Origin of the sequence: Erwinia artemisiae (assembly GCF_051400835.1) — a bacterium.
Lineage (GTDB): Bacteria > Pseudomonadota > Gammaproteobacteria > Enterobacterales > Enterobacteriaceae > Erwinia > Erwinia aeris.
The window spans coordinates 58,225-71,568 of sequence record NZ_JBLFFM010000006.1; the positions used below are offsets into that span (position 1 = coordinate 58,225).

Below are 13,344 nucleotides of genomic sequence, written 5' to 3' on the forward strand. Positions count from 1 at the left end.
ACACGCCTGCCTTAAAAAGATGTTTTCCATCAAAAAATAAGTAGTGCTATTGCGCAATAACCAGGCGATAATCCGCGCCAACCAGCGTACAGGTTCCCCGCCCCTTTTCAGATTTTCACATATACTCAGCTGAGCACGGGACGAGCAGGCCTGGCAAAAACAGGGAGCAACGTGCCGCCGCAGCGCGGCCGGTAAAAACCGCACCTTGCACCACAGAGTATTTGTAAAGCGCAGCCGAATGACTATTCTCCCGCACAGGAAAAAATCTTATGTATGACAATCTGAAAGGTTTAGGTATCGCCAATCCCGACGACATCGATCGCTACAGCCTGCGTCAGGAAGCCAGCAACGACATTCTGAAAATCTACTTTCGCAAAGACAAGGGTGAGTTTTTCGCTAAAAGCGTGAAGTTTAAATATCCGCGCCAGCGCAAAACCGTGGTGGCCGATAACGTCAGCCAGGGATTCAAAGAGATCCAGGAGATCAGCCCTAACCTGCGTTACGTGATTGACGAGCTGGATCAGATCTGCCAGCGCGATCAGGTGGAAGTCGATCTGAAACGCAAAATCCTGGACGATCTGCGTCATCTGGAAGGCGTGGTAACCAATAAGATCGCCGAAATTGAGGCCGATCTGGAAAAACTGACGCGCAATAGCCGCTAAGCACGCCGTTACTCCCTGCTCTGTTTCCGTTCTTCAATGCGTCAGGGCCTGGCGCATTGGTCACTCTTTTCCAGGTTTCTGCGGCCAACGCTTTAAGGCTCATCATCCAGCTGCAACGCCACGTAAAGCAGCAGCCTGTCGTCAAAACTACTCAGATTCAGCCCTGTCAGCTCGGAAATGCGGTTAAGCCGGTATTCAAGCGTATTACGATGAATATAAAGCGCTTTCGCGGTAGCTGAAGGCTGCACGTTGTGGCTGAACCAGGCGATTAGCGTTCTTCTCAGCAGGCCATTGTTGTCCATGGCCTTCAGCTTTGCCAGCGGTCGGGACAGCTCTCCGGCCTGCCAGCCGCCGCGCAGGCTGTCCAGCAGCACGGGCAACACCAGATCCTGATAGAAATAGCTGCGTTCTTCCGGCATACGCTGTTTGCCTACCAGCATGGTGGTGCGCGCGGTGCGATAAGAGCGGGCGATGCTGCCCGGCCCGGTAAAAAAGTTGCCCAGCGCGATGCGCATCCGCAGATGGCCGTTTTCTTTCATTCTGGACTGCAAAAGCGCCACCCGTTTACGGTGGTCTTCCGCGTCAAAGCGACCATGTGAGTTAAAAGCAGGTTTCAATACCACCATTTCGGTCAGCGACACGATGGCGATTAAATTATCCCGCTCTGGCGTGGTAAGCAGCGTTTGCAGCTGCTGCAGTTCCGACATGGCGCTGTCCACGCCAAGCTGGCCGCTGTCGACCTCGACCACTGCCACCACGCGCGGCTGGTTAAGATCGATGCGTAACCGCTGCGCCCATTCGTTCAGCGCCGGAGAAAGCGTGTCGCTACGAATAAGATTCAGCACCAGCTCTTCGCGCAGACGGCTGTCCTGCGCCAGCATATGTAGCAGTCGCGCCTGTTCCAGCATCATTTCTGCCGTCATGCAAACCAGCTCGCCATAGTGCCGCAGCGATTCCGGCTCGCCGGTCAGGCCGATAACGCCGACGATCTCGCCGTCGATACGCATAGGCAGATTGATGCCGGGCCGTACGCCGTGCAGATGTCTTGCTACCGCTTCATCAATATCCACGATCCGTGCCTGAGACAGCGCCAACAGCGCGCCTTCGTGCATTTCTCCAATACGTTCCCGGTCGCCGCTGCCGATGATCCGGCCACGTGCGTCCATCACGTTGACATTGCTGTCAATTATTTTCATGGTGCGGGCAACGATTTCCTGCGCAAGGCGGGCATCAAGATGATAGGTGGCCATCCGTCACTCCTGAAATGTCTCGTCAGGCCAGCATACCTGCAGGCTGGCGTCGCGACATCATGCAAATGCACCAGGCGTGATCCAGAGTGTAAAAATAAGCGGAAAGATGAAAAGGCGTTGTTAAGGGGGATGCTGGCCTTATGGGCCAGCATCCGGCAGGAAGTTACTGCATTAACAAATAGATAGAGGCGTCGCCGCGCAGAATGTTCAGCGCCAGCACGGAAGGTTTGCCGTCGAGGATTTTGCGCAGCTCGCCCAGGTTAGCCACCGCCTGCTGGTTAACGCCCAAAATCACGTCGTCTTTCTTCAGGCCAATACGCGCCGCGGCGGAGCCCGCCTTAACGTCATTGACCTTCACGCCCTTCATGCCTTTTGCATCGTAGTTACTGAGATCGGCGCCCTCAATACCGACATAGATATTGCCGGAATCGACTTTCGCCTGCGAGCTTTGCTGCAGCTCAACGTTGACCGTCATCGGTTTGCCGTCGCGGATCAGCCCCAACGCCATTTTAGTGCCAACCGGCAGCGATCCGACCTGCGCGCGCAGCGCTGCAAAGCTGGAAATCTGCTTGCCGTTGATGGAAATCACCACGTCGCCCGCTTTCACGCCCGCCTTCGCCGCCGAAGAATTCGGCAGTACCTGGCTGACAAAGGCGCCGCGCTGCGCGTCCACCTTCATTGCTTTCGCCAGCTCGGAGTTCAGCTCGGTGCCCATGATCCCCAGTTCGCCGCGTTTCACCTGGCCATACTCCACCATCTGCGCCGTCAGGTTTTTCACCATATCGCTTGGGATGGCGAAGCCGATGCCGATATTGCCGCCGTCCGGTGCCAGAATGGCGGTGTTAATGCCGATCAGCTCGCCGTTGAGGTTCACCAGCGCGCCGCCGGAGTTGCCCCGGTTGATAGCCGCATCCGTCTGAATAAAGTTTTCATAGTTTTCCACGTTCAGGCCGCTGCGGCCCAGCGCGGAAACGATGCCGGAGGTAACCGTTTCGCCCAGTCCATAGGGGTTGCCAATCGCCACGGTGTAGTCGCCGACGCGAAGGTTATCGGAATCCGCAATCTTAATCGCCGTAAGGTTCTTCGCATCTTTAAGCTGGATCAGCGCAATATCGGAGCGCGGATCTTTGCCGATTACCTTAGCTTCGTATTTGCGGCCATCGCTCAGCTGCACCTGAATTTTCGTCGCGTTATCGACTACGTGATTATTGGTAACGACATAGCCTTTCTCTGCGTTGATGACTACGCCTGAACCCAGCGCGCGGAATTTCTCCTGTTGGGTATCGGCACCCCCCTGCGGACCGCCGCCCTGACACATTGGCGAGCCCTGGAAAGGCGAACCATCCTGACAGAAAGGCGAGTTGCCGCCGAAGAACTGCTGGAACTGCTGAGGTAAACGCGGCGTGCGTACCGTTGTGCTTCCTTCAACGTTGATACTCACTACTGAAGGCATCACTTTTTCTAACATCGGCGCCAGGCTTGGCAGCTGCTGGCTGGAAGAAGAAGCCGTTTCTGCGGCCGTAGCGGTCAGCGGGCCCATGGCCATTCCCAGGCTCAGGGCCAGCGCGCTGGCTAAAAGTGTTTTTTTCATGCGTCTGATTCTCTTCTGTTCTGATAGGCGAAACGTGCAGCGGACGTGCTGGTAAGAGTCATTTTTTAACGCTAAGTTCATGTATAAGTTTCAGCGAAAAGTAAAAAAATATTCTCTGCCTTTACAAACCCGCCGGAAAAAACGCTTATTCCACTGCCATCAAACGACGATATTCGTCCCAGGCATAAAGATCGGTCATGCCGCTGACATAATCCTGCAGCAAACGCGCCCGATAATAACGCTCCCAGAGCAGACGTTCAAATCGCTGTTCGATCTTCAGGTTTTTCATATGCACCGAATAAGCCTTCCGGTGCTTGCCGGATAATTTATGAAACAGCCGTGTTTCAATTGGGTAGTCCGGATGGAAATCCTCATTTATCAGCATGTTAAAATCCTGATAAGAAAGCTGTAATAATGGCTTATAAATATCCAGCAGGCCTTTTATAACCCGATAACCCTGTAGCTCCAGCTGTTCGACTTCCGGATGATTAAATACGTGCTTTCTGGCGACTTTTTTAAACATATTCAACAGCTGGTTTTCATCGCCGTCATCTTCCAGCAGCGAATGATTAAAACTTCCCTGCCAGATTGGCCCGATATTATCGACAAAGCGTTTAACGGCGTGCTCGACCAATGCGGACTGTACTTTAACGCGAAGCTTCATAAAAAAGGTATCGCTCCGGCTGCGATAACGCTCTTTACTTTGCGCCTCGGAGTAAGCAAAGCCGACAATCTTTACAAAGAGTTCGTCAGAGGTGACCTTTTTGTTTTTTCGCAGCAGCGTCCACTCATCTTCTAAAAACTGATAAAGCTGGTCGACGCTGAAAATCGCTTTTTCTACGGCGTCGTCCAGGTCGGCAATACAATAAGAGATATCGTCGGCGGCTTCCATAATATAGGTCAGCGGAAAACGATGATATTGCTGTGTGTTGGTTGCCCTGAGCAGATCGGCCACGTACTTCTCTTCGGAAAGATAATAGCCTGGCTTTTTCATCAGCGTACTAAACTGCGGCGGTTTTTCGCCCTGAAACCAGGCCGGCGCCGTGTATTTTAAAATGCAGGCGACCTGTACATAGGAAAGATTAAGCTGAAGCAGCGTATGCACCAGGCGAATAGCCTGCGCGTTGCCCTCAAAATGGCAAAGATCCTGACGAAGACGGGCATTCATGGCGAGAAATTTTTCATTCTGCTCGCTGTCATCAACCCCGGCCTCCTGCGGCTCGGTCAGCAGCCCGGGCAAATTCACGCGGAACCAGTCGTTGATCGCCGCCTCGCCAAAATGGCCGAACGGCGGATTACCGACGTCATGCAGCAGGCAGGCCATTTCCACCAGGCTTTCAAAGGCGCCGGTTAAATCGGCCAGGCCGTACTTTTCCAGCCCGCCAGGCTGCTTTCGCAGTGCCTGAAGCACCTCTTTCACGATATAGCGGCCGGTCTGTTGCACCTCCAGCGAATGCGTCAGCCGCGAGCGCACGGCGGCGTTTCGCTCCAGAGGAAAGACCTGCGTTTTTTGCTGAAGTCGCCGAATAGCCGCCGAATTAATAATACGTCCGCGATCGCTTTCAAAATGGCGGGTAATATAATATTCGCCTTCGGGCTTTTCGCGGTTATTAAAGGGCCGCTCGAAACTGAATTTCGTCCTGAAATCTGTCGCTGTCATACTAGCCCGCCCTGATGAGTTAAACCTGCTAATCATGATAAACTATGCACTACATTGAACAACTTCCACAACAATAGCGAGCATTCCTATGAAAGCAGGCATTATTGGCGCGATGGAGCAGGAAGTAACCCTGCTGCGCGATAAAATTGAAAATCGTCAGACTATCGCGCTGGCCGGTTGCGAGATCTATACCGGCACGCTGAACGGCGTTGAGGTTGCCCTGCTGAAATCGGGTATCGGCAAAGTTTCTGCGGCGATGGGCACCACGCTGCTGCTGGAGCTGTGCAAACCGGATTTTGTGATTAATACCGGTTCCGCAGGCGGTTTGGCCTCCACGCTGAAGGTCGGCGATATCGTGGTATCCGACGAGGTGCGCTATCACGATGCCGACGTCACCGCTTTCGGCTACGAGCCAGGCCAGATGGCAGGCTGTCCGGCAGCCTTTACGGCCGATGATAAACTGATTGCCGCGGCGGAAAGCTGCATCGCTAAGCTTGGCCTGAACGCCGTACGCGGCCTGGTCGTGAGCGGCGATGCCTTTATTAACGGTGCCGAACCGCTGGCGCGCATTCGTACGACTTTCCCGCAGGCCGTAGGCGTAGAGATGGAAGCGACCGCTATCGCTCACGTTTGCCACCAGTTCGGCACGCCGTTCGTAGTGGTGCGAGCCATTTCCGACGTGGCCGACCAGGAGTCGCATCTGAGCTTTGACGAGTTCCTGACCGTTGCCGCTAAGCAGTCCTCACTGCTGGTGGAAACGCTGCTGACCCACCTTCGTGGCTAAGCTTTTCGCCCTGTTGCTGCTGCTCTGTTACGGAGCGGCAGCCGCCACGCCCCGCGTTATCACCCTTGCGCCAAACCTGACCGAACTGGCTTTTGCCGCAGGCATCACGCCTGTCGCCGTCAGCGCTTATTCCGACTATCCCCCCGCTGCCGCCGCTATCGAACAGGTGGCGAACTGGCAGGGAATTAACGTTGAACGCATCATCAACCTGAAACCGGACGTGGTGCTTGCCTGGCGCGAGGGAAATCCGCAGCGACAGGTCGATCAGCTGGCAGCCTTCGGCATTAAGGTGGTGTGGCTGGCGCCAGCCACGATTGGCGAGATGATTGCCGCCGTGCGCGATCTTAAAGCCTTCAGTCCACACCCGGAACAGGCTGACAGGCAGGCGGCGGCGCTACAGCAGCAGTGGGATGATCTGCAGAGGCGCTATCAGCACGCACGCAAAGTGTCGGTGTTTTTACAGTTTGGTCAGCGGCCGCTTTTCACCGCCTCGCGTAATACGCTGCAAAACGAAATCGTACAGCTGTGCGGCGGCGAAAACATCTTTGCCGACAGCCGCGTCGCCTGGCCCCAGGTCAGCCGCGAGCAGGTTTTAATGCGGCATCCGCAGGCCATCGTGACGGGAGGTGACGCCGCCGCCGTCAGCGCCTTCTGGCGGCCACAGCTCAACGCGCAGGTAATTGTAATAAATGATGACTGGCTCAGCCGGCCCGGCCCGCGCATTCTTCAGGCAGCACGGGCATTGTGCAGTCAGTTGCAGCCCTGAGACGGCAGACCCTGTACTAAAGTCGGTTAAAGTTTCAACGAAGATGGTCGTTAACCTAATTACGAGGCGGCAAGGCTGTTATAAGCGCCGCCCGGCATTTCAGGGCTTTTGCCCTTTTACACCAGGAAACTACAGCAATGAAAGCCGTTTATATGGCCTTAGGCCTGATGATGGCAGGTCAGGCGGCTGCTGCTTCCATTACCGGCAGCATTGGCGTCAGGCTGACCATTTACTCCCAATGTCACATTGACGGGCAGAGTACTATCACAGCAAGAACACCTGCAGTGGACTGCGGCCAACAAAGAGCCGCACAGCCGAAAGTCACGCAGACGGCGATTTCGTCTAACCGCGAAACGCGCCAGACGTCGAAACTGGTCACTGTAGAATGGTAAGCGAAAACCCCGGCGGCAACGTCGGGGTTTTTTATTCAGATACTGAAAGAAGAACCGCAGCCGCAGGTGGTTTTGGCGTTCGGGTTAGTCACGATAAAACGCGAGCCTTCCAGCCCTTCGGTATAGTCCACCGAGCCGCCAACCAGATATTGCAGGCTCATAGGATCCACCACCAGCGCCACGCCCGATTTTTCAATCGTCATATCGCCATCGTTGACCTTATCGTCAAAGGTGAAGCCGTACTGGAAACCGCTGCAACCGCCGCCGGTAATATAGACACGCAGTTTCAGATCGGGATTCTCTTCATCTGAGATCAGGTTTTTAACTTTACTGGCCGCTGCTTCGGTAAACTGCAGGGGCAGAGCTACATCTTCACTCATTTCATACTCCATCAGGCACTCGGGCCGGTCAGAATTCGACCATTAATCGCACCATTATCTTACACACCAGTATAGCAATCAAGTATGCGCCTGTTTGTCGGTTGTGGTGTTAGCAGCCGCTGCTACCGCGTCATCGGCCTGCTGCTGTTTTTCCAGCGTGCGCGCCAGCAGCGAGGAGTAAAGCGGTTTGCCGCCGAGAAACTGCGCCAGTAAGGTTGCCCCAAGGCAGGTGATAATCATCGGCAGAATAAGCTGATAATTATCGGTCATTTCCAGTACCAGCACGATGCCGGTGAGCGGCGCCCTGACCGAAGCGGCGAACAGCGCGCCCATGCCCGCAATGGCAAAAGTACCGACTTCCAGCTGATAAGCAGGAAACAGCGAGGCGCTGGCCATGCCGAACGCGGTGCCCAGCAGCGTGCCCAGCGCCAGCATCGGCGCGAAAATACCGCCCGGCGCGCCGGAGCCAAAACAGAGCAGCGTTGTCGCCATGCGGGCGATAAAAATAAACAGCAGCGTGCCCACGGTATAATGACCGGCCGCCGCAATGGGGATCAGCTCAAAGCCGCCGCCTGCAGCCTCCGGCTCGATGACGCCCAGCACGCCGCAAACGCCCCCCAGCACGGCACCGATAATCAGAATTTTTTTCAGGTTGCCGCCGTGGAGGCGCTGAAACATATCCTGCGTTTTAAAAATCAGCGCGTTAAACGCTACGCCAACGATGCCGAAAATCATGCCCAGCAGCAGATAGAGCCAGAGCGTGTTGACCGGCGAGTTGGAAAGTTTACCGACGGCGATCACCGCGTGTTCGCCGTTGAAAATGCGGAACACGATGCTGGACATAATGACGCCGATAAACACGGCCTTGATAGAGATAACGCTGTAGCGAAACTGCAAACGCATCTCTTCGATGATAAACAGAATGCCCGCCAGCGGCGCGTTAAACGCGGCTGAAAGCCCGGCAGCCGCACCGGTAGCCAGCAAAGAGTGGCGGGCCTCGGCGCTTTTCAGGCGGAAAATATCCAGCACCATGCGGCCGATGTTGCCGCCCAGCTGCACCGTCGGCCCTTCGCGTCCCAGCACCATGCCCGCGCCCAGCGTTCCCATGCCGCCGATAAATTTAACGGGGATTACCCGCCACCAGCGCACCGGCCGCAGCTCTTCCAGCGCGCCTTCGATTTCCGGAATACCGGAGCCTGAGGCTTCCGGCGCAAAGCGGCGCACCAGATAGTACCCCACGACGGCCAGCAGTGCGGAAAGGATAAACGCCAGCGGAAACAGCAGGATCCAGTGTTGTTCAACGTCTGCCAGCATTGCCAACCGCCAGTGGCTGACGCTATGCACCGCTTTTTCGAAGGCGACGCCTACCAGTCCGGCCAGCAGGCCGACAATGCCTGCCATAATTAACACCACGACCGGCGTTTTATCGCGTCTTAATAGCAGGCGGAGAAAGTCGCCGCGTCGGGCTGGCACCACGTGTAACTGGTCGGACGAAGAGGTTGTCTGCTGCATAGTCCATTCGTATCAGTTCAGGCGAAGCTGATATTTTACTCATCCCGTCGCGGCTGTCGCCAGGAAAAGCTGATCCTTTCGTGTCAAAAGCGCCAGCGGCCTTTCAACCCGACCGTCTGTTCCCTTAGAATGGCGGGGTTTTTCTTAATGCATCCTCAGGAGCGGAACCATGAGTAAGTCTGAAAATCTGTATGCTCAGGCACAGCAAGTTATTCCCGGCGGCGTCAACTCGCCGGTACGCGCCTTCACCGGCGTTGGCGGCGTACCGCTCTTTATTGAACGCGCTAACGGCGCTTATCTTTACGACGCCGACGGCAAAGCCTATATCGATTACGTCGGCTCCTGGGGACCGATGGTGTTGGGCCATAACCATCCTGCCATCCGTAACGCGGTTATCGAAGCCGTAGAGCGCGGCCTGAGCTTTGGCGCGCCGACCGAGATGGAAGTCAAAATGGCCGAGCTGGTGACCGAACTGGTACCGACGATGGACATGGTGCGGATGGTGAACTCCGGCACCGAAGCAACAATGAGCGCCATTCGCCTGGCTCGCGGTTTTACCCATCGCGACAAAATTATCAAATTTGAAGGCTGCTACCATGGCCACGCCGATCACCTGCTGGTGAAAGCCGGTTCAGGCGCGCTGACCCTCGGCCAGCCGAATTCACCGGGCGTTCCGGCCGATTTTGCTAAGCACACGCTGACCTGCACCTATAACGATCTGGATTCCGTGCGCGCCGCTTTTGAGCAGTATCCGCATGAAATCGCGTGCATCATCGTCGAGCCGGTCGCGGGCAATATGAACTGCATCCCGCCGCTGCCGGAATTTTTGCCAGGCCTGCGCGCGCTCTGCGACGAATTTGGCGCGCTGCTGATTATCGATGAAGTGATGACCGGCTTCCGCGTGGCGCTGGCTGGCGCGCAGGCGCATTACGGCGTGGTGCCGGATTTAACCTGCCTGGGCAAAATCATCGGCGGTGGAATGCCGGTCGGCGCGTTTGGCGGCCGTCGCGAAGTAATGGAAGCGCTGGCGCCGACGGGGCCGGTTTATCAGGCGGGTACCCTTTCCGGCAACCCGATTGCGATGGCAGCCGGTTTTGCCTGCCTGAGCGAGATTGCGAAGCCCGGCACGCACGCCACGCTGACCGACCTCACCACCCGCCTGGCGGAAGGCCTGCTGCAGGCGGCAGAAGAAACCAACATTCCGCTGGTGGTTAACCACGTTGGCGGCATGTTCGGGCTGTTCTTTACCGCAGCCGACCAGGTCACCAGCTATCAGGACGTGACCCAGTGCGACGTGGAGCGCTTTAAGAAGTTCTTCCACCTGATGCTGGAAGAAGGCGTTTACCTCGCCCCTTCCGCTTTTGAAGCGGGCTTTATGTCGCTGGCGCACAGCCAGGAAGATATTCAGCGCACGGTGGACGCCGCACGCCGCAGCTTCGCTAAGCTGGCGTAACGGTAGTCGGGCAGCGCACCAGGCGCTGCCCTTTCCTTCACACCTTCCGCAGCAGATAAACGAAGTAAGGCGCGCCGATAAAGGTCGCCAGCAGTCCCGCCGGCACCTGCGCCGGAAAAGCCACCATCCGTCCGCACCAGTCCGCTATCATCATCAGACCGCCGCCAAGCAGACTGGCGATAAGCAGCTGCGGCAGCGCCCGCCGGAAACCCAGCATCCTTGCGATATGCGGCGCCATCAGCCCGACAAAGCTCAGCGGCCCGATGGTCAGCGTGGCCGCCGCCGTCAGCGCGGCCGCCAGCAGCAGCAGCGCCATCCGCGAGGTTTTCAGCGCCACGCCCAGCGAGCGGGCCGTTTCGCCGCCTAACGGCAACAGCGTCAGCCAGCGACGGCACAGCGGCGTCAGCGCCAGCAGCACGGCCGCCACGATTATCGTCCTGATCGCCTGCTCGCCGCTCACGCTATAGGTCGAGCCGGAGATCCACGTCATCAGCCCGGCCATACGCGGATCGCCGCTGGCCATCAGCAGCAGCAGCAGGGTGGCAAAGGCGGTACTCAGCGCCATGCCCGCCAGCAGCATACGTTCGGGCGAAAAGCCGCCGCGCCCGCCCACAAAGGTAATAATCAGCAGCGTGATTGCCGCGCCCAGGCTGCCCGCAGGCAGCAGCCAGCCGAAGGCGTCGCCGGGCACCAGAAACAACATAATCACCACGCCAAAGGCGGCGCCGGAGCTGATGCCCAGCACTTCCGGGCTGGCCATCGGATTGCCGGTCAGGCGCTGCACCAGGCAGCCAGCCGCGCCCAGCATCATGCCCGTCGCCAGCGCCGCCGCCAGTCTTGGCATTCGCCAGGGCAACAATTGCTGCCACAGTTCGCCGCTTGCCCACGTCCAGCCGTCAGCGCCGCGCCCGAAGCTGAGCGCCACGGCGCCCAGCGCCAACAGCAGCGCCACGCCGCCCAGACACCACAACAGCAGGCCGTGGCGCTCGACCGGCACGCGATCGCCCCGATCCAGCGCGGGCGGCGCGGAAGCGGTACGCAGGCGCGGCAGTAACCACAGCAGCAGCGGTGCGCCAATAATCGCGGTTGCCGTACCGGTCGAAATTTCCTGCCAGCGATCGGTCAGCCAGATCACGCTCTGATCGGCCAGCCACAGCAGCAACATGCCGATAAACGGCGCCAGCAGCATCCGGCTGAGCAGCCGTCTTGCACCCAGCATTTTTGCCAGCAGCGGCGCAAAAAGGCCGATAAAGCCGATCACGCCCGCCGCGTTTACCAGCTGCGCGCTGAGCACGATAGCCAGCGCCAGCACGCTTAAGCGGGCCAGCGACAGCCCCAGCCCCAGATTCTTCGCCACGCCGTCGTCCAGCCCCATCAGCGTCATCGGCCTGCGCAACAGCAGCGCCAGCACAAAGCCCGTCAGCAGCTTCGGCCACAGGAATTCGACGTTGCCCCAGTCCATCTGGTTCAGCGAGCCGGTTCCCCATAAAAAGATATTCTGCAGCCTGTCGTGATTAAACAGGCCGATAAGCTGATTGACCGCGCCACAATAGAGCGACATCACCAGGCCGGCCAGGATCAGCGTGACCGGAGAAAGCCGCTTCCCCCAGGCGATGCCAAACACAATCAGCCCGATGGCCAGCGCGCCGAGCATAGCGGCAAACTGCTGGCCAAATAGCGGCAGGCTCCAGAGCGCGGCAATGGTCAGGCCAAGCTGCGCGCCGGTGGCGACCCCAAGCGTGGTTGGCTCTGCTAATGGATTGCGCAGCACCTGCTGGAAGAGCAGGCCCACCAGCCCCAGCCCGGCGCCCACCAGCAGCGACAGCGCCAGCCTCGGCAGCAGGCTGTAGTGAAACACCATCTGGCTGACGCTTTCGGGACCGGCGGCTTTTATCGCGCTGAACCACAGCGACGGCGCAAGATGCTGGCTGAAGTTATAGCCGGTCAGGCCCAGCGCCAGCGCGAACAGCAGCGTTAATAAGAACACGGGAAAACGCGCGGCATTTTTCATAGCGGCTCCAGCGCCCGATCCAGCGACTGGCAAAAACGCATCGCAGAAAGCGTTGCGCCATAGAACCAGACCTGCGGCACGCGGCGAAAGCGCTGCTGCCGAACAAAATCCATCGCCTGCCAGAGCGGCGTCGCGCTGACCTGCTGCATTAAATTATCGTCGCCATGCGCAAAACAGATCGCCTCGACGTCTTTTAGCGTCGCCAGTCTTTCCAGCCCGATCACCGCGCTTCCCCAGAAATTGGTTTCGCCCTGCCAGGCGTTTTCCAGCCCCAGCTCGTTCATCACTTCCAGAAACAGGCTGCCCTTGCCGAAAACCAGCGCATGACGCGCATCCAGCAGCGACATCAGCAGCACCGGACGCCGCTTTCGACCGGCAACGCGCTTTCTGGCGGCGGCGATAAAGGCGTCGAACTGTGCCAGATGGCGCTGCGCCTGCGGCACGCGATCGAGACGGTCGGCCAGCTGCATCAGCGACTGCCGCGCCACGGTCAGCGGTTTGCCGCTGGCGTCGTTGAAGGCGAAGCCCATCGCGGGCGCGATTTTCTCAAATTTGTCGTTGGATGGCCCATAGCCGGAAGAGTAAAGAATGAGCGAAGGCCGCATCTGCATCATCAGCTCAAGATTGGGTTCGGTGCGCAAGCCCAGATCCACCGTTGAGGCAGGCAGCTTTGGCTCGCCGACCCAAAGCTGGTAGTTATACATTTCGGCTACGCCCATCGGCGCGACGCCAAGCGCCAGCAGCAGTTCCGTCGGCAGCCACTCCAGCGACACAATGCGCGCTGCGTCAATGCCCGACGCGGCACGGCTGCCGAAGGCGGGCAGCAAAGGCGCAAGCGCCATCGCCATCAGCAGGCGGCGGCGATAAAAATCCGGCATGGAGA

At 57.9% G+C, this 13,344-nt stretch carries 12 protein-coding genes; 5 read left to right on the forward strand and 7 right to left on the reverse strand.

Features of this window, described 5'->3' with window-relative positions; all coding sequences use genetic code 11:
- The first annotated feature begins 269 nt into the window (after nt 1-269).
- Nucleotides 270-662, forward strand: a complete 393-nt coding sequence (locus tag ACMGEE_RS14415) for a DUF3461 family protein (protein ID WP_253455197.1) — start codon at nt 270-272, stop codon at nt 660-662.
- Between the two features lie 92 nt (nt 663-754).
- On the opposite strand, the gene ACMGEE_RS14420 is transcribed toward ACMGEE_RS14415, so the two are convergent.
- From ACMGEE_RS14420 to dgt, 3 genes are all read right to left on the reverse strand, one after another.
- Nucleotides 755-1,912, reverse strand: coding sequence for a CdaR family transcriptional regulator (locus tag ACMGEE_RS14420; protein WP_125289084.1), 1,158 nt, complete (start codon nt 1,910-1,912; stop codon nt 755-757).
- Nucleotides 1,913-2,075: 163 nt separating this feature from the next.
- The gene (gene degP, locus ACMGEE_RS14425) at nt 2,076-3,503 is read right to left on the reverse strand and encodes a serine endoprotease DegP (protein ID WP_436830249.1); all 1,428 of its coding nucleotides are present in this window, start codon (nt 3,501-3,503) and stop codon (nt 2,076-2,078) included.
- Nucleotides 3,504-3,648: 145 nt separating this feature from the next.
- Nucleotides 3,649-5,163 (reverse strand): dGTPase, encoded by a 1,515-nt coding sequence (dgt, locus tag ACMGEE_RS14430; RefSeq protein WP_436830250.1) that lies wholly within the window; start codon nt 5,161-5,163, stop codon nt 3,649-3,651.
- A gap of 88 nt (nt 5,164-5,251) precedes the next feature.
- Between dgt and mtnN the strand changes: the two genes are divergently transcribed.
- The 3 genes from mtnN (at nt 5,252) to ACMGEE_RS14445 (ending at nt 7,105) form a co-directional block, all read left to right on the forward strand.
- Nucleotides 5,252-5,947, forward strand: coding sequence for a 5'-methylthioadenosine/S-adenosylhomocysteine nucleosidase (gene mtnN / locus ACMGEE_RS14435; RefSeq protein ID WP_253455199.1), 696 nt, complete (start codon nt 5,252-5,254; stop codon nt 5,945-5,947).
- Complete coding sequence (gene btuF, locus ACMGEE_RS14440; protein WP_253455200.1) at nt 5,940-6,713, forward strand: vitamin B12 ABC transporter substrate-binding protein BtuF; 774 nt, start codon at nt 5,940-5,942, stop codon at nt 6,711-6,713. The genes mtnN and btuF overlap by 8 nt, the downstream gene beginning before the upstream one ends.
- Before the next feature lie 137 nt (nt 6,714-6,850).
- A complete protein-coding gene (locus tag ACMGEE_RS14445) occupies nt 6,851-7,105 on the forward strand; it encodes a hypothetical protein (RefSeq protein WP_253455201.1) in 255 nt (84 codons plus the stop codon).
- Nucleotides 7,106-7,140: 35 nt separating this feature from the next.
- Here the strand turns inward: ACMGEE_RS14445 and erpA are convergent, their stop codons facing one another.
- Complete coding sequence (erpA, locus tag ACMGEE_RS14450; RefSeq protein ID WP_125289078.1) at nt 7,141-7,485, reverse strand: iron-sulfur cluster insertion protein ErpA; 345 nt, start codon at nt 7,483-7,485, stop codon at nt 7,141-7,143.
- A gap of 78 nt (nt 7,486-7,563) precedes the next feature.
- On the reverse strand, nt 7,564-8,997 hold the full coding sequence (gene clcA / locus ACMGEE_RS14455) for a H(+)/Cl(-) exchange transporter ClcA (RefSeq protein WP_301251374.1): 1,434 nt from the start codon (nt 8,995-8,997) through the stop codon (nt 7,564-7,566).
- Nucleotides 8,998-9,166: 169 nt separating this feature from the next.
- On the opposite strand from clcA, the gene hemL reads away from it, so the two are divergent.
- Nucleotides 9,167-10,450, forward strand: coding sequence for a glutamate-1-semialdehyde 2,1-aminomutase (gene hemL, locus ACMGEE_RS14460; RefSeq protein WP_253455203.1), 1,284 nt, complete (start codon nt 9,167-9,169; stop codon nt 10,448-10,450).
- Between the two features lie 37 nt (nt 10,451-10,487).
- Here the strand turns inward: hemL and fhuB are convergent, their stop codons facing one another.
- Nucleotides 10,488-12,461, reverse strand: coding sequence for a Fe(3+)-hydroxamate ABC transporter permease FhuB (gene fhuB, locus ACMGEE_RS14465; RefSeq protein WP_436830251.1), 1,974 nt, complete (start codon nt 12,459-12,461; stop codon nt 10,488-10,490).
- On the reverse strand, nt 12,458-13,339 hold the full coding sequence (gene fhuD, locus ACMGEE_RS14470) for a Fe(3+)-hydroxamate ABC transporter substrate-binding protein FhuD (protein WP_253455205.1): 882 nt from the start codon (nt 13,337-13,339) through the stop codon (nt 12,458-12,460). The genes fhuB and fhuD overlap by 4 nt, the downstream gene beginning before the upstream one ends.
- Between the last annotated feature and the right edge of the window lie 5 nt (nt 13,340-13,344).